This is a genomic window from Amycolatopsis benzoatilytica AK 16/65, from assembly GCF_000383915.1.
In the GTDB taxonomy this organism is placed as follows: Bacteria; Actinomycetota; Actinomycetes; order Mycobacteriales; family Pseudonocardiaceae; genus Amycolatopsis; species Amycolatopsis benzoatilytica.
The window spans coordinates 5911146-5926436 of sequence record NZ_KB912942.1 but is presented as its reverse complement, the minus strand read 5'-3'; the positions used below and the strand labels follow the sequence as shown (position 1 = coordinate 5926436).

Genomic DNA, 15291 nt, shown 5'->3' with positions numbered 1-15291 from the left:
GGCCGTGAAGGGCCCCTTGAGGGAATCTAATTCCCTCAAGGGGCCCTTCACGGCAGGTCAGTCTGGCGGGCCGGTCAGCCTGCCGGTCGGTGGATCAGTCCTCCACCCAGTCGAAGGTCTTCGTCACGGCCTTCTTCCAGTTCCGGTATTCCTTCTCCCGCCGCGACTCGTCCATCGCCGGGTCCCACTGCTTGTCCTGGGCCCAGTTCTTCCGGATGTCGTCCTCCGACGACCAGAAGCCGACCGCCAGCCCGGCCGCGTACGCCGCGCCCAGCGCGGTCGTTTCGTTCACCACCGGGCGGATCACCGGCACGCCGAGAATGTCCGCCTGGAACTGCATCAGCAGTTCGTTCACGACCATGCCGCCGTCGACCTTCAGGCTCTTCAGCGGCACGCCCGAGTCGGCGTTCATCGCGTCGATCACCTCGCGCGACTGGAACGCGGTCGCCTCCAGCACCGCGCGGGCGAGGTGGCCCTTGTTGACGAACCGGGTCAGGCCGACGATCGCGCCGCGGGCGTCCGAGCGCCAGTACGGGGCGAACAATCCCGAGAACGCCGGGACGAAGTACGCGCCGCCGTTGTCTTCGACCGTCCGGGCGAATTCCTCGACCTCGGCGGCCGACGAGATCAGGCCCAGGTTGTCGCGCAGCCACTGCACCAGCGAACCGGTGACCGCGACCGAACCTTCCAGCGCGTACACCGTGTCGTTCGAGCCGATCTTGTAGCAGACCGTCGTCAGCAGGCCGTTCTCCGAGAGCACCTTCTCGGTGCCGGTGTTCAGCAGCACGAAGTTGCCGGTGCCGTAGGTGTTCTTGGCCTCGCCCGGCGACAGGCACGCCTGGCCGAACGTCGCCGCCTGCTGGTCGCCCAGGATGCCGGCGATCGGCACGCCGCCGAGCGCGCCGCGCTCGCGCACCTTGCCGTACACCTCGGACGACGACCGGATTTCCGGCAGCATCGACAGCGGGATCGTCATTTCCGCGGCGATGTCCGCGTCCCACTGCAGGGTGTCGAGGTCCATCAGCAGCGTGCGCGACGCGTTCGTCGGGTCGGTGACGTGCACGCCGCCGTCCACGCCGCCGGTCATGTTCCACAGCACCCAGGTGTCCATGTTGCCGAACAGCAGGTCGCCGGCTTCGGCGCGAGGCCGGGCGCCGTCGACGTTGTCGAGGATCCACTTGATCTTCGGGCCGGAAAAGTACGTCGCGAGCGGCAGCCCGGTCTTCGAGCGGTACCGCTCCTGGCCGCCGCCGAGCGCGCCGAGGTCGGTGGCGATCTTGTCGGTGCGGGTGTCCTGCCAGACGATCGCGTTGTACACCGGCTTGCCGGTGGTCTTGTCCCACACCACCGCGGTCTCGCGCTGGTTGGTGATGCCCACCGCGGCGATGTCGGACGGGCGCAGGTCCGCCTTGGCGAGCGCGCCGGCGGCCACCGCGCGGGTGTTCTCCCAGATCTCCTCGGCGTTGTGCTCGACCCAGCCCGCCTGCGGGAAGATCTGCTCGTGCTCGCGCTGGTCGGCCGCCACCACGCGGCCGGAGTGGTTGAAGATCATGCAACGCGTCGACGTGGTGCCCTGGTCGATCGCGGCGACATAGGTGGTCATGAATATCCTCCGGGAAACGGGATCAGGTCAGGTTGTGGACGGCCAGCCACACGACTGCGGCCAGCGCGGCGCCGAGCAGCGGGCCGAGCACCGGCACCCAGGAGTAGCCCCAGTCCGGGTCGCGCTTGCCCTTGATCGGCAGCAGGAACGCGTACGCCAGCCGCGGGCCGAGGTCGCGAGCCGGGTTGATGGCGTAGCCGGTCGGCCCGCCGAGCGAAATGCCGATCACCAGGACCACGAACGACACCCCGGCGTAGCCGAGCGCCGAGTTGCCGAAGCTCGGCCCGTCCGCGGCGGTCTTGTAGACCGGGCTGAACAGGATCCAGCCGACCAGCACGAAGGTGCCGATGATCTCGGTGACCAGGTTCCACGCCTTGTTCCGGATCTGCGGGGCGGTGGAGAAGATCCCGAGGGTCTCCTCCGGCTCCGGGTGGTCGTCGAACTGCAGCTTGTAGGTCAGCCAGCACAGCACGGCGCCGAGGATCGCGCCGAGCATCTCGCCGATCAGATAATAGGGGACGAGCGACCATTCGACTTTGCCCGAAATTGCCAAGCCGAGCGTCACCGCGGGGTTCAGGTGCGCGCCGGTCGGCGCGGCGATGCTCGCGCCCGCGAACACCGCGAACGCCCAGCCGAAGGTGATGAACAGGGTTCCCGCGTTGTGCCCGTTGTTCTTCCGCAGCACGTGGTTGGCGACAACGCCATTGCCCAGCAACAGGAGTACTGCTGTGCCCAGCAGTTCCCAGACGATGATGGCTCCCGGACTCACGGTCTCGCACCTCCACATTGGACATCTTGTGCAGGGCCGATCACGTGCGGCTACGGCCTCGTCGCCGACCCCAGTCCGCGGCACGTTACCGGTGCGTAGGCGATCGATCCAGGAGCCGTCTGTCGCAATGTGACCATGATCGTCATGGGTTACGCCACACGTGTCACCTCGGGGTCAGCGAACGATCACGCAGCCGTGCGATGCTGGGGACGGTGGAGCACGAGGAGGAACGAGTGGTGACGAACCCGCGCAACAGCGGCGACCCGGCCCGGCTGGGACCGGAAGGCCGGGAGGAATCCTGGCGGCGCTTCGGCGCCGAAACCTTCGACCTGGTCGTCATCGGCGGCGGTGTCGTCGGCGCGGGCGTGGCGCTCGACGCGGCGACCCGCGGCCTGCGCGTGGCGCTGGTCGAGGCGCGCGACCTGGCGTCCGGCACGTCGAGCCGGTCCAGCAAGCTCTTCCACGGCGGCCTGCGGTACCTCGAGCAGCTGGAGTTCGGCTTGGTGCGCGAAGCGCTGCACGAGCGCGAGCTGATGCTCACGAAGATCGCGCCGCACCTGGTGAAGCCGGTGAGCTTCCTGTACCCGCTCACCCGCCGGCTCTGGGAACGCCCGTACACCGCGGCCGGTCTGCTGATGTACGACACGATGGGCGGCGCCCGGTCGGTGCCGGGGCAGAAGCATCTCACCCGCGCGGGTGCCCTCCGAATGGTCCCGGCGCTCAAGCGGTCCGCGCTCATCGGCGGCATCCGGTACTACGACGCGCAAGCCGACGACGCCCGGCACACGATGACCGTCGCGCGCACCGCGGCGCACTACGGCGCGGTGGTCCGGACCTCCACCCAGGTCGTCGGGTTCCTGCGCGAAGCGGACCGGATCTCCGGCGTGCGCGTGCGCGACGTCGAAGACGGCCGCGAGACCGAGATCCACGCCGGCGCGGTGGTCAACTGCACCGGCGTGTGGACCGACGAACTGCAGCGGCTGTCCGGCGGCCGCGGCCGGTTCCGGGTGCGCGCCAGCAAGGGCGTGCACATCGTGGTCCCGCGCGACCGGATCGTGTCCGAGTCGGGGATGATCCTGCGCACCGAGAAGTCGGTGCTGTTCGTGATCCCGTGGCGCAACCACTGGATCGTCGGCACCACCGACACCGACTGGAACCTCGACCTCGCCCACCCCGCGGCCACCAAGCACGACATCGACTACCTGCTCGAGCACGTGAACTCGGTGCTCGCGACGCCGCTCACGCACGACGACATCGAGGGCGTGTACGCGGGGCTGCGCCCGCTGCTGGCCGGCGAGAGCGAAGAGACGTCGAAGTTGTCGCGGGAGCACGCGGTCGCGCGGGTCGCACCTGGCCTGGTCGCGATCGCCGGCGGCAAGTACACGACGTACCGGGTGATGGCGGCCGACGCCGTCGACGCCGCGGTGGTCGACCTGCCGGGCCGCCCGCCGTCCTCGATCACCGACAAGGTCCCGCTGCTCGGCGCGGACGGCTACCACGCGCTGGTCAACCAGGCGGATCACCTGGCCGCCGAACACGGCCTGCACCCGTACCGGGTGCGGCACCTGCTCGACCGCTACGGCTCGATGGTGCACGAGGTGCTGGCGCTGGCCGCGGACCGGCCGGAGCTGCTCAAGCCGATCGAATCGGCACCGGATTACCTCGGCGTGGAGGTCGTGTACGCGGCCAGCCACGAGGGTGCGCTGCACTTGGAGGACGTCCTCGCTCGCCGCACGCGGATTTCGATCGAGTACGCGCACCGCGGCGTGGACTGCGCGGAGCAGGTCGCCCAGCTGGTCGGCGAGGTGCTCGGCTGGTCGGCGGACACGGCGAAGCGCGAGGTCGAGGTCTACCGGGCGCGGGTCGAGGCGGAGCGGGATTCGCAGCTGCAGCCGACCGACGAGTCGGCGGACGCGCTGCGGGCCGCCGCACCGGAGGCTCGGGCCGGGATCATCGAGCCGGTCAGCTGAGGCCGACCGCTTTCGGCTGTCCGGGCGCGGCCGGTTGCTGCGCACTGTCGTCATGCCGTGAAGGGAACATTGAGGGACTCTGAATCCCTCAATGTTCCCTTCACGGACTGGGCGGACAGCGGGCTCGACGCCGGCGGTGGCGGCTCAGTCGTTCACGAGGGCTTGCGTACCCAGCGCACCAGCGGCTCCCCGGTCGGCGACGGCCGGGCGTCCACGCCGACCCGGGTGAACCCGGCCCGCCGGGCCACCGCCTCCGACGCGGTGTTGCTCTCGTCGTGCCGGTAGGCGATCTCCTGCAACCCCAGTCCGCCGAAGCCGAACCGCAGCGCCGCGGTCAGCGCGACCGCCGCGATGCCCTTTCCGCGTTCGTTCGGATGCGTCCACACCGACGCCTCGGCGGTGCGGAACGTCAGGTCCAGGTCGCGCAGCCCGACCTCGCCGAGCAACCGTCCGTCCGACGGTTCCGCGACCGCCCAGGAACAGCGTTCGTCGCAGGCCCACTGGGCGGCGCGCAGCGTCACGTACTCGGTGGCTTCGTCCAGGGTGCGCAGCTGGTAGTTCAGCACGTAGCGCCGGTGCTGCGGGTCCGCGAACGCCTCCATCAGCGCCGCCCGGTCGTCCAAGTGCCGGTCCGCGCGCAGCTGGCGCAGGTAGTACGCGCCCGCGTCGATCTCCACGGGTTCCACTCTCTGAGCGTAACTGGTGCGGGCGGAACTCTCCGGGTCACCGCTGCGTGACGCAGGGTGAAAAATCTGGCCCTCGGTCCGTGAAGGGCCCCTTGAGGGAATCTGGTTCCCTCAAGGGGCCCTTCACGGACTAGCCGGACGGGGCGGGCAAGGGCGGGGCGGTGCCCGGCGAGGGAATCGCCGGGAACTCCGCGTGCACGGCGGTTCCCTCGCCTGGTGCGGATTCGATGGTCAGCGTGCCGGCGGCTTGGCGTACCCGCTGACGCATCGCCTGCAGGCCGAATCCGGTTCCGTCGTCGCGGTCGCCGCTGCTGTGGGCCGGGCCGGATCGTGTTCCGCCGCGGTGGGCCGCGGCTCCAGTGCCGCTCTCCCGGTCGCCGCCGCAGTCCTCCAGGACGAATCCGGTTCCGTCGTCGCGGATGTCGAGCAGGACCAGGTCGCCGGCGTAGGTCAAGGTGAGGCCGATCCGGTCGGCGTGCGCATGTTTTTCCGCGTTGGCCAAGGCTTCTTGCGCGACCCGGTACAGCGTCACTTCCAGCTCCGGCGGCAACGGCCGGGCGTCGCCTTCGGTTTCGGCGGTCACCTTCACCCCGGACGTGCCGGACACGCGGCTCGCCAGGCCGGACAATGCTTCTGGCAGGTGCGATTCCACCAGCGGTTCCGGCCGCAGCGCCAGTACGGCTCGGCGGGCCTCCGTGAGGCTTTCTCTGGCCAGCGTGTGCACTTGGCCGAGCCGTCGTTGCCGTTCCGCGTCTTCGGTGGCGCGATCGGCGGCCTGCAGTTGCGTGACGATACCGGTCAGCCCTTGCGCGACGGTGTCGTGGAACTCGCGCGCCATCCGCCGCCGCTCGTCGAGCACGCCGGCGTGGCGGGCTTGGGAGAGAAGTTGCGCCTGCAGCACCGCGTTTTCGGTGAGCGCCGTTTCCAGCCGCTCGTTCGCTTCCGCCAGCTTTTCGTTGGTGCGCCGGCGTTGCTCGTTCTCCGCGCCGACGAACCAGGCCACGTAGAGGATCGGCCCGGCGATCGAGATGACGGTGATCCACGGCGGCGTCGAGGTGTCCGGCTGCCAAGCGCCCTTGCCCAGCAACGGAACTACCGCGGTCGCGGCGGCGGCGAAGACGCTCCAGCGGGGCGCGAACAGGACGAAGGCGATCGGGTAGCCGATCGAAGCGAAGACAGTGAACGGATCCGCCTGCGCGACTAGTGCGGTCGCGCAGGCCAGCAGCACGGCGAAGAAGCCAGCGGCCAGCCATGGTTTCCGCGTGCGGTATCGGACGGCCGGGATCAGTGCGAACAGCCACAGCCCGGCCGCCCCGGCGAGGATCAAGGTGACCGGCCAGCGCCCGTGCGGCTGATCGGCGGCGACGATCGTGCACACCGCGAGGGTCAGGATTCCGATGCCGGCGACGACCGGGCCCACGCACCGTTCGGCTTGCGGAGGGATCGCGCCCGGCCGCAGCCCCGCCATCGGGCTGAGCTGGGCCAGTCGTTCCCGCGTGCTCAGCGTCGCCGCCAGCTGCTGAACAAGATCACTAGCAGCGGCAGCGCGAAGATGAACAGCACCCGGCCGCGGGTCACCACGAGAATGGCGATCGCCAGCGCGATGGAGAGCGGCACCGAGTAGCGCATCACGAACGCGCCCAGGCCGCCGGTTTCTTGCTGCTGCACCGGCGTCGCGGGCCGCGCCGTCGCGAGCAGCGCGCTCGGCCGCGGGGACGGCAGGTCTTCGAAGAGCGGGACCAGTTCGCTGACCAGCTTGGCGGAGGTGACCTTCGCCGACCGGCTGCCGTACTCGTCGATGTCCAGCCGCCCGGTGCGGACGTGCTCGGAGAGGACGTCGAGCGCGTCCTGGCGCTCGGCGTCGCTCAACCGGAGATCAGCCATGCCTGCACCTCAGCGGCCAAGCCGGCGGTTGCGCCGGTGCTCGTCGCGCAGTTCCCGCATCGCGTCGCGGCGCTCGCGGTGCAGCTCGTGCCGGTCGCGGTGGCGCTGATCATGCTGCCGTTCGAAATCGCGGCCCCACAACGCGCGGCCGACCATGGTGAGCCCGATCGGCGCGAAGATCACTGGCCAGCCCGCCGTTCCGGTGGCGATCAGGACGATCGCGACGATGAACGCCACCGGGATGAGCGCAGACAGAGTGCGTTGCGCCGGCGACCACTGCTGCGGCTGCGCCACCGAGCCGTCCGCCGCCGGCTGCGGCACCGGCGGCATCGGCGCCGCTGGCGGCACCGGCGCGACGGACGGGGCCGCGGCTGGTTCGCCAGGGCCGAACACCGGGTGCGGCCCGGGCAGATCGGCGAACAGCTCGCTGACTTCGCCACGGGTCTTCGCCGCGGTGATTTTGGCGGAGCGCTCGCCGAACTCGTCGATGTCGATCCGTCCCGCCGTCATGTGCTCACCGAGCGCACTCAGCGCGGACTCTCGCTCCTGGTCGCTGATCCGCAGCTGCGGAGACGGAACCTCAGTCACAGTGTCGATGGTATGCCGCCGGGACCGGCGGCACCCACGACATTCGGCACAACTTCAGTCCTTGAGTTCCAACAGTTGCGTTCCCTGCGTGACCGCGGCCCCGACCTCGACCGAAAGCCCGGTGACGGTGCCTGCTTTGTGCGCGGTGACCGGGTTTTCCATCTTCATCGCCTCGAGCACCATGATCAGCTCGCCCGCTTCGACGTGCTGGCCTTCCTCGACCGCGATCTTCACGATGGTGCCCTGCATCGGCGCGGTGACCGCGTCGCCGCTCACCGCGGCCTTCGCGCCGCCGGCGCGCTTGCGCGGCTTGGCCTTCGTCGCGGCCGCCGCGGCGCCACCGCCGAGCGCGAGCCCGCCGGGCAGCGAGACTTCGAGCCGGCGCCCGCCGACCTCGACCACCACGTTCTGCCGCGGCGTCTCTTCTTCGGCCTCGACGTCCGGGGCGGTGAACGGCTCGATCCGGTTGTCGAACTCAGTCTCGATCCAGCGGGTGTGCACGCTGAATCCGTTCTCGTCGCCGATGAACGCCGGGTCGTCCACGATGACCCGGTCGAACGGCAGCACTGTCGCCATGCCCTCGACTTCGAACTCGGCCAGCGCGCGACGGCTGCGCTCGAGCGCGTTCTGCCGGTCCGAACCGGTGACGATGAGCTTGGCGAGCATCGAGTCGAACTGGCCGCCGATCACGCTGCCGGACTCGACGCCCGAGTCGACGCGCACGCCCGGCCCGGACGGCGCGACGAACTTGGTGACCGTGCCCGGCGCGGGCAGGAAGCCGCGGCCGGCGTCCTCGCCGTTGATCCGGAACTCGATCGAGTGGCCGCGCGGCACCGGGTCCTCGGTGATCCGGAGCTTCTCGCCGCGGGCGATCCGGAACATCTCGCGGACCAGGTCGATGCCGGTGGTCTCCTCGGACACCGGGTGCTCGACCTGCAGCCGGGTGTTCACCTCCAAGAAGGAGATGGTGCCGTCGACCGCGACCAGGTACTCGACGGTGCCCGCGCCGTAATAGCCGGCTTCTTTGCAGATGGCCTTGGCGGACTCGTGGATCCGGGCGCGCTGGTCGTCGCTCAGGAACGGGGCCGGGGCCTCTTCGACGAGCTTCTGGTGGCGGCGCTGCAGCGAGCAGTCGCGAGTGCCGACGACGATCGCGTTGCCGTGCTGGTCGGCCAGCACCTGAGCCTCGACGTGGCGCGGCTTGTCCAGGTAGCGCTCCACGAAGCACTCGCCGCGGCCGAACGCGGCCACTGCCTCGCGCGTCGCGGATTCGAACAGCTCGGGGATTTCCTCGCGGGTGCGGGCGACCTTCAGGCCGCGGCCGCCGCCGCCGAACGCCGCCTTGATCGCGACCGGCAGGCCGTGCTCGTCGGCGAACGCGATGATCTCGCTCGCGTCCTTCACCGGCTCCTTGGTGCCGGGCACCAGCGGCGCGCCGGCGCGCATCGCGATGTGCCGCGCGGTCACCTTGTCGCCGAGGTCGCGGATGGACTGCGGGCTCGGCCCGATCCAGGTCAGGCCCGCGTCGAGGACGGACTGGGCGAACTCGGCGTTCTCGGAGAGGAAGCCGTAGCCGGGGTGGATCGAGTCGGCGCCGGAGCGCTTGGCGGCGTCGAGGATCTTGTCGATCGCGAGGTAGCTCTCGGCGGCGGTGTGCCCGCCGAGGGCGAACGCCTCGTCGGCGAGGCGCACGTGCGGCGCGTCGCGATCCGGCTCGGCGTACACGGCCACGCTCTGCAAACCCGCGTCCTTCGCCGCCCGGATCACCCGAACCGCGATCTCGCCCCGGTTCGCGACCAGGATCTTGGTCACCGGACCGCCCGTGCTCGCGGTGTCCTGCTCGCTCACCACATACCTCCCGTGGCCATTGCCGCACTGCTGGTCAACCGGGAGTCTACGGATCCCGCTAGTGCCAGGATTGAGAGTTGGACCACCCGGTCGGGTCAGTGCGCCGCGGGATGGCGCAGCTCGGCGGGCAGCTCGGAGTCCAGCACGATCACGTCGTAGGGCTGGACCTGGTGGACCAGCGGCAGATTCTCGGTGTTGACCAGGATCCACGGCTGGTGCTCGCCGCAGCAAGAGACCAGCCGGTCCAGCGCGGTGAACGCGACCAGCGCGGTCCGGCCGTCCGGCGTGCGGCGCAGTTCGACGTTCGCGCCGGTCTGGCCGTCGGTGGTCGGCCCGGCCGGCCCGGTCGGCAGATAGAGAGCAGGAGGAAGGTTGGGGTTCGTCACAGGGACAACATAGACGGACACGGTGCGCGAGGTCGCTTACAGTCTCGGTATGCCCACCAGGCCGAAGCGCGTCCCGCGCGCCGCGCTGCTGACCGCCGTGCTCGCGATGGTGGTGACAACGGCGGCGTTCGTGGCAGTCGTGGAACTGCGCCCGAAGCCGGACGACTCGGTCGGCGCGTCGCCGCGCGAACCGTCCGCTCCCGGCGCGGGCACCACGACGACCTGCGGGAACAACCCGTGCCGGCAGCTGGCCGCGATGACTGTCGGGGGTGTCCCGGTGGTGCTGCTCGCCGACGAGGCCGGCGGCTGGGGCCGGGTCCAGATCGGGCCCCAGCCGGGCACCGAGTTCGAACTGGCGATCACCGGGATGGGCGCGAAGCTGTCCGGTACGTCGCTGCGCTGCGTCCAGGGCTCGACTTCGGCGTGCCTGATCCGGGGCGACACCAGCGGCGGCGCGTACGGCGAGCTGCTCACCGAATCGGGCGGAGCGTGGCGGGACTTCGGGCGGCCGTATTTCGCGGATGCCGGGACGTTGTCGCTGAACGACGTGAGCCAGGACGGGCGGCCGGACGTGATCGTGGTGCGGCACGAGTGTCCGCGGGCGACCCCGGGCACACCGACGTGTCAGGCGGCGCCGGTGCTGGCCGAGGTGTACGAGCTGGACGGCTCGGTGATGGGGTGCACCGCGACGGTGACCGCGCCGTCGAACTTCCGCGGATGGCCGGACGTGGAGTTGCGGAAGGCCCAGTTGCGGCCTTGTACCAGCGGGGACTGAGTCTACGGAGAGGTGATGCGAACTCGGCGGCGAGGAGCACCTCGCCGCCGAGCTTGCGGGCTTGAGGTCAGGCGGTCGCCGGACGAGCCGCGACGCCCTCGTCGCGGTGGTTCGGGCGGGCGGTGCTGGCGTGCAGGGTCTCGTCGTCCAGCAGGCCCTCGCCGCGGGCGACGATGGCCGGGACCACGATCTGGCCCGCGACGTTCGTGGCGGTGCGCATCATGTCCATGATCGGGTTGACCGAGTAGATCAGCGCGATGCCGAGCGCGACCTGCTTCGCGTCCAGGCCGATGAACGCGGTGGTCAGGGTCAGCGCGGTCAGCCAGCCGGTGGTGCCCGCGGTGGCCAGCGCGCCGACCACGGCGACGACCACGATGCCGACGTACTGGCCGAAGCTCAGCGGCACTCCGGCGAGGTTGGCGATGAAGATCGCGCCGATCGCGGGGAAGACCGCCGCGCAGCCGTCCATTTTGGTCGCGCTGGCGAGCGGGGTGGCGAACGCCGCGTACCCGGGGGCGACGCCGAGGTTCACCGCGGACTGGCGGGTGAGCGGCAGGGTCGCTGAGCTCGACTGGGAGGCGAAGGCGAACTGGATGGCGGTGCCGGCCTTGGCGAAGAAGGTCAGCGGGTTCACCTTCGCGACGAAGTGCAACAGGATCGGATAGACCACGAACAGCACCAGCAGGCAGCCGGCGTACACCGCGAGCGTCGTGGACAGCAGCGGACGGAACAGTGCGTCGCCGTAGTTGGACACCGCGGCGCCGATCAGGCCGATGATGCCGATCGGGGCGAGGCGGACGATCCAGCCGAGATAGCGCTGGACGATCTCGAAGACGCTGGTCGTGAAGTCCACGAACGGCTTGGCTTTGTCGCCGAGGCTGTACGCGGCGGCGCCGATGAGCACGGCGAGGAAGAGCACCTGCAGCGTGCTGCCCTCGACGAACGCGGAGAAGAAGTTGTCCGGCAGCAAGCCCTTGACGAACGCGTCCCACGATCCCCAGTGGCTGACGCTTTTCGCGGCCTTGTCGGCGTTCTTCGCGGTGGCGGCGACGCTCTCGCCGAGTCCGCCGGTGCCCGGGTTGAACAGCTTGCCGACCGCGATGCCGATCAGCGACGCGATCAGCGAGGTGATCGCGAACCACAGCACGGTCTTGCTGCCCAGCCGCGCGGCGGTGCGGCCGCCGCCCAGACCGCGGAGGCTGTTGATGCCCACCACGATCGCGGTGAAGACCAGCGGGATGACGGCGATCTGCAGCAGCGTCGTGAAGACGGTGCCGATCTGGTCGAGTACGTCGGTCAGCCAGCCGGCTCCGGTCGTCCGGGCGAGGACGCCGAGGCCCGCGCCGACGACGAGCGAGCCGAGGACCGCCGCGGCGAAGACGCGCGGCTTGGTGTACGTCCTGACGAAGGACATCTGCCACCCCAGAGGTTTCGAGAGTTTCCGCAGTGGCCCGGGTTGGGCCGCTTTGTACTTTCTCGAATCACTCGTCCGAGTGACAGTTGTCCCAAGATGTGAACTATTTCCACATCTCGACGACGCTGACGCCCACCTCGGCCAGCAGCTCGCGCACGAGCGGCAGGCTGATCCCGATCACGCTCGACGGGTCGCCCTCGACGCCTTCGACGAACCAGCCGCCCAGTGCGTCGAGGGTGAAAGCGCCCGCGACCTGGAGGGGTTCACCGGTGGCGACGTAGGCGTCGATCTCTGCCTGGCTCGGGTTCGCGAAGTGCACCGTGGTGGACCGGGTGCCCGCGGCCTCCTTGGTGCGACGGCCGCCGTCGAGCCGGACCACAGCGTGCCCGGTGAGCAGGTCGCCGGAGCCGCCGGCCATCCGCGCCCAGCGTTGCTTGGCGATCTCGGCGGTGGCCGGTTTGCCGACCATCTCGCCGCCGATCGACAGCATCGAATCGCACGCGATGATGACCGCGTCCGGCTCGGAAACCATCTCCACGACGGCGTTGGCCTTGGCCGCGGCGAGCGCCATGACCAGCTCGGCCGGCTCCGGATCGGTGAGCGTCGCGGCGACCGCGTCCTCGTCGACGCCGGACACCAAGACCGCCGGATCGAGACCGGCGCTGCGCAGCACGGCGAGGCGGGCAGGGGACTGGGAGGCGAGAACGAGACGCACGGCTGAACGCTACCCGGCACCGCCGAGTTGCCGAATCGTGACCCTCGGCCGCGACGGGCCGGGTTACTTTTGTTGTGGCTCGCAACATATGTGCCGACGCGGTGGTCGTGATTCCGGTCGGCCGGACGGCGCACGCCGGGAAGGGAACTGAAAGCCCATGACCGTGCGCGTGACGGACTCTTCGCCTCCCTCGACTGCTTGGACGTCGCGAGGACGGCTGTCCTGGCGGGAACGGCTGCGGGCCGGGAGGGCTCGTGAAGCCCAGCCGGTGGCCAAGGACGCCCCCACGCGACGGTGACGAGCGCTTCTCCTGCCGGGGGCAAGGTCCGGTCGAATCAGCGCCGCCGAATCGAACAGAGTTTTCTCGTCGTTCCTCTCCCGCGGTAAGGCGTGACGGCCTCCGCCCGGCCCGGTTCCCGCACTGGGCTTCGGAGGCCGTCACGCACCGGCCGCGCTCTGTGGCACCGGCGAACTTCGCTCCATCGCACCGCACCACCGCGACGACCTCCTCCTCCGCGTCGCCGCCGCCGTCGAACGGACAACCGGGCCGCTGCGCCAGCGGGCACTGCCTCGCTAGCCGGGACGCGGACGCGGTCGGCCGTGTCCGTGCTCGGCTCAGCTGACCTCGTGCAGCTGTGTCCGCGCGCGGCGGCTGCCGAGCGAGTACCACCCGGCGATCCCGGTTCCGACGGTCAGCGCCGCCGCGCTGAGACCGAGTGACCAGTGCACCCCGACCGCCGAACCGAGCAGGCCCACGGTGAACCCGCTGCCGGCGCGAAGACCGTTGGCGGACACGCTGTACACCCCGATCACGCGACCGCGTTCCGCCGGTTTCGCGAGCAACTGCACCACGGTCTGGCCGATCGACATGGACGCCAGGTTCGCCACGCCGCCGATCACGAGCAGCACCACCGCGATCGGATAGCTCGCGGTCATCGCGAAGAACAGGCTCGACACCCCGTAGATCGCCGTGCTGAGCACGGCCGCGGGGACGCTCGGTTTGATCCGTCCGGTCGCCTCGAGCAGGATTCCGCCGATCACGCCGCCCGCGCCGTTGGCGAACAGCAGCACGCCGTACGCGGTTCCGGCGCCGCCGGCGCCGAGGTCGTGGGCGAAGATCGGCATCGAGCTCTGCATCGAAGCGCCGACGAAGAACGCGCCCAGCCCGGCCAGGATGATCATCCCGACCATGGTCGGGTTTCCGCTCATTTCCTTCAGCACCCGCACCGAATCCCGCAAGCCGACGCGCGGCCGCTTGACGATCCCGCCGTCGCGGGTGTGCCCGGTGAACTTGGTGCGGAACAGGAACACGGTGAGCGGCAGGTAGAACGCGACGTTCACGAAGATGCCCGCTACTGGCCCGAGTCCGAGCAGCAGAGCCGAGCCGACGACCGGGCCGAACAGAATGCCCAGGCTGCGGAAGGTGGCGTTGAGCCGGACCGCGCTCGGCAGTTCGGCCGGGCCGACGAAGTCGTGCAGCATCAGCTGCTCGCCCGGCCCCCAGATCGCCCCCGCGCAGCCGTGCAGCACCAGCAGCACGCAGGCGCTCCACACCTGCAGCGTGTCGGTGACGATCAGGACGCCCCAAGCTGCCGAGACCGCCATGAACAGCGCCTGTGCGGCCTGGATGATCCGGCGGCAGTCGTACCGGTCGGCCAGCCCGCCGAAGTACACCGAGAACAGCAGGAACGGCACCCAGTGGCTGATCACCTCGAACCCGGTGAGCGCGGGCGACTGGAACTTCTGCCACAGCACCCAATAGGTGATGACGTGCTCGATGTTGTCCGCCATCATCGCCAGCGCGGTGCCGATCAGGTACGGACGGCAGTCCTTGTTGTACAGCGCCGCGAACTTGCGCGGCGCGGTGCCGGTTTCCCCGGATTCGGGTGCGTGCGTCGGTACCCCGCAGGCGGAACACATGGCCGAGAACCCCCCCCATTGATGAAGTCTGACGAGGCAACGCTAGACGAGACGCCGCGTATTGACTAGACTTCCGGACGTGGGCGAGGTCACTGGCCCGGCCGCCGGCCGGCATCACGGCAACCGTTACGGCCGCAGCGAAAACGCGCGCCAAGCGGTGCTGCATGCCGTCGACGACCTGCTCGTGGAGGTCGGCTTCGCCGGGCTCACCATGGAGCGGATCGCGGCGCGGGCCGGGGTCGGCAAGCAAACCGTCTACCGCTGGTGGCCGTCCAAAGTGGACGTTCTGCTGGAAGCGCTCGGCGACGACCTGGCCGAGGAACTCACCCCGGCCGATCATGGCGACCTGCGGAAAGACCTCTCGGCCCACCTGGCCGCGGTCGCCGAGTTCCTGACCACCGCCGACGCCGGTGCGGTGTTCCGCGCGCTGCTCGGCCAAGCACAGCACGATCCGGATCTCGCGCGCCGGCTGCGCGAGGAACACGTGCGCGGCCAGCAGGCGCGCGACCGGCTGCCGCTGCAGCGCGCGCTCGCCCGCGGCGAGCTGTCGCCGGAGGTCGAACTGGACGACGCGGTCGAGCAGCTCGTCGGGCCGATCTACTACCGAGTGCTGGTCACCGGCGCACCAGTGCCGCCGGAGTTCACCGATAGCCTGGTCGAGCGGTTCCTGCTGGGGTCGGTCCAGCCTGGGTGAAGTGCGGGGACGGCGCGAAACCGCGTCGGCGCAGATCGA

14 protein-coding genes are annotated in these 15291 nt (G+C 70.1%); 3 read left to right on the top strand and 11 right to left on the bottom strand.

The window, feature by feature from the left end:
• Positions 1-94 precede the first annotated feature (94 nt).
• Entirely contained in the window at positions 95-1603 is a 1509-nt protein-coding gene (gene glpK, locus AMYBE_RS0127320) for a glycerol kinase GlpK (RefSeq protein WP_020662584.1), read from the bottom strand.
• A 22-nt stretch (positions 1604-1625) separates the two neighbouring features.
• Positions 1626-2372, bottom strand: a complete 747-nt coding sequence (locus AMYBE_RS0127315; protein WP_020662583.1) for an MIP/aquaporin family protein — start codon at positions 2370-2372, stop codon at positions 1626-1628.
• Between the two features lie 200 nt (positions 2373-2572).
• Between AMYBE_RS0127315 and AMYBE_RS0127310 the strand changes: the two genes are divergently transcribed.
• Complete coding sequence (locus tag AMYBE_RS0127310; protein WP_020662582.1) at positions 2573-4342, top strand: glycerol-3-phosphate dehydrogenase/oxidase; 1770 nt, start codon at positions 2573-2575, stop codon at positions 4340-4342.
• A gap of 152 nt (positions 4343-4494) precedes the next feature.
• Here AMYBE_RS0127310 and AMYBE_RS0127305 read toward each other — a convergent pair whose 3' ends face one another.
• The 6 genes from AMYBE_RS0127305 to AMYBE_RS0127280 form a co-directional block, all read right to left on the bottom strand.
• Complete coding sequence (locus AMYBE_RS0127305; RefSeq protein ID WP_027928062.1) at positions 4495-5028, bottom strand: GNAT family N-acetyltransferase; 534 nt, start codon at positions 5026-5028, stop codon at positions 4495-4497.
• Between the two features lie 130 nt (positions 5029-5158).
• Positions 5159-6496: a sensor histidine kinase gene (locus AMYBE_RS42420; RefSeq protein WP_020662580.1), complete on the bottom strand. Its 1338-nt coding sequence runs from the start codon at positions 6494-6496 to the stop codon at positions 5159-5161.
• A 32-nt stretch (positions 6497-6528) separates the two neighbouring features.
• Positions 6529-6912, bottom strand: a complete 384-nt coding sequence (locus AMYBE_RS0127295) for a DUF1707 SHOCT-like domain-containing protein (RefSeq protein ID WP_020662579.1) — start codon at positions 6910-6912, stop codon at positions 6529-6531.
• A gap of 9 nt (positions 6913-6921) precedes the next feature.
• On the bottom strand, positions 6922-7500 hold the full coding sequence (locus AMYBE_RS0127290) for a DUF1707 SHOCT-like domain-containing protein (protein WP_027928061.1): 579 nt from the start codon (positions 7498-7500) through the stop codon (positions 6922-6924).
• A gap of 54 nt (positions 7501-7554) precedes the next feature.
• On the bottom strand, positions 7555-9348 hold the full coding sequence (locus AMYBE_RS0127285; RefSeq protein WP_020662577.1) for an acetyl/propionyl/methylcrotonyl-CoA carboxylase subunit alpha: 1794 nt from the start codon (positions 9346-9348) through the stop codon (positions 7555-7557).
• A gap of 95 nt (positions 9349-9443) precedes the next feature.
• The gene (locus AMYBE_RS0127280) at positions 9444-9734 is read right to left on the bottom strand and encodes an SAV_915 family protein (protein ID WP_020662576.1); all 291 of its coding nucleotides are present in this window, start codon (positions 9732-9734) and stop codon (positions 9444-9446) included.
• 49 nt (positions 9735-9783) lie between these two features.
• Here AMYBE_RS0127280 and AMYBE_RS0127275 point away from each other — a divergent pair, with 49 nt between their 5' ends.
• Complete coding sequence (locus AMYBE_RS0127275) at positions 9784-10509, top strand: hypothetical protein (protein ID WP_020662575.1); 726 nt, start codon at positions 9784-9786, stop codon at positions 10507-10509.
• 67 nt (positions 10510-10576) lie between these two features.
• Here the strand turns inward: AMYBE_RS0127275 and AMYBE_RS0127270 are convergent, their stop codons facing one another.
• From AMYBE_RS0127270 to AMYBE_RS0127260, 3 genes are all read right to left on the bottom strand, one after another.
• A complete protein-coding gene (locus AMYBE_RS0127270; RefSeq protein WP_020662574.1) occupies positions 10577-11923 on the bottom strand; it encodes a dicarboxylate/amino acid:cation symporter in 1347 nt (448 codons plus the stop codon).
• Positions 11924-12026: 103 nt separating this feature from the next.
• Positions 12027-12638, bottom strand: a complete 612-nt coding sequence (locus AMYBE_RS0127265) for a Maf family protein (RefSeq protein ID WP_020662573.1) — start codon at positions 12636-12638, stop codon at positions 12027-12029.
• 615 nt (positions 12639-13253) lie between these two features.
• The gene (locus AMYBE_RS0127260; protein WP_020662572.1) at positions 13254-14558 is read right to left on the bottom strand and encodes an MFS transporter; all 1305 of its coding nucleotides are present in this window, start codon (positions 14556-14558) and stop codon (positions 13254-13256) included.
• Between the two features lie 79 nt (positions 14559-14637).
• Here AMYBE_RS0127260 and AMYBE_RS0127255 point away from each other — a divergent pair, with 79 nt between their 5' ends.
• A complete protein-coding gene (locus AMYBE_RS0127255) occupies positions 14638-15252 on the top strand; it encodes a TetR/AcrR family transcriptional regulator (RefSeq protein ID WP_020662571.1) in 615 nt (204 codons plus the stop codon).
• The last annotated feature ends 39 nt before the right edge of the window (positions 15253-15291 follow it).

What these genes read in the sequence shown, in the direction of transcription:
- AMYBE_RS0127295 (WP_020662579.1), bottom strand. Translation starts at nt 6,912, where the DNA reads ATGGCTGATCTCCGGTTGAGCGACGCCGAGCGCCAGGACGCGCTCGAC.
- glpK (WP_020662584.1), bottom strand. Translation starts at nt 1,603, where the DNA reads ATGACCACCTATGTCGCCGCGATCGACCAGGGCACCACGTCGACGCGT.
- AMYBE_RS42420 (WP_020662580.1), bottom strand. Translation starts at nt 6,496, where the DNA reads ATGGCGGGGCTGCGGCCGGGCGCGATCCCTCCGCAAGCCGAACGGTGC.
- AMYBE_RS0127270 (WP_020662574.1), bottom strand. Translation starts at nt 11,923, where the DNA reads ATGTCCTTCGTCAGGACGTACACCAAGCCGCGCGTCTTCGCCGCGGCG.
- AMYBE_RS0127310 (WP_020662582.1), top strand. Translation starts at nt 2,573, where the DNA reads ATGCTGGGGACGGTGGAGCACGAGGAGGAACGAGTGGTGACGAACCCG.
- AMYBE_RS0127275 (WP_020662575.1), top strand. Translation starts at nt 9,784, where the DNA reads ATGCCCACCAGGCCGAAGCGCGTCCCGCGCGCCGCGCTGCTGACCGCC.
- AMYBE_RS0127260 (WP_020662572.1), bottom strand. Translation starts at nt 14,558, where the DNA reads ATGTGTTCCGCCTGCGGGGTACCGACGCACGCACCCGAATCCGGGGAA.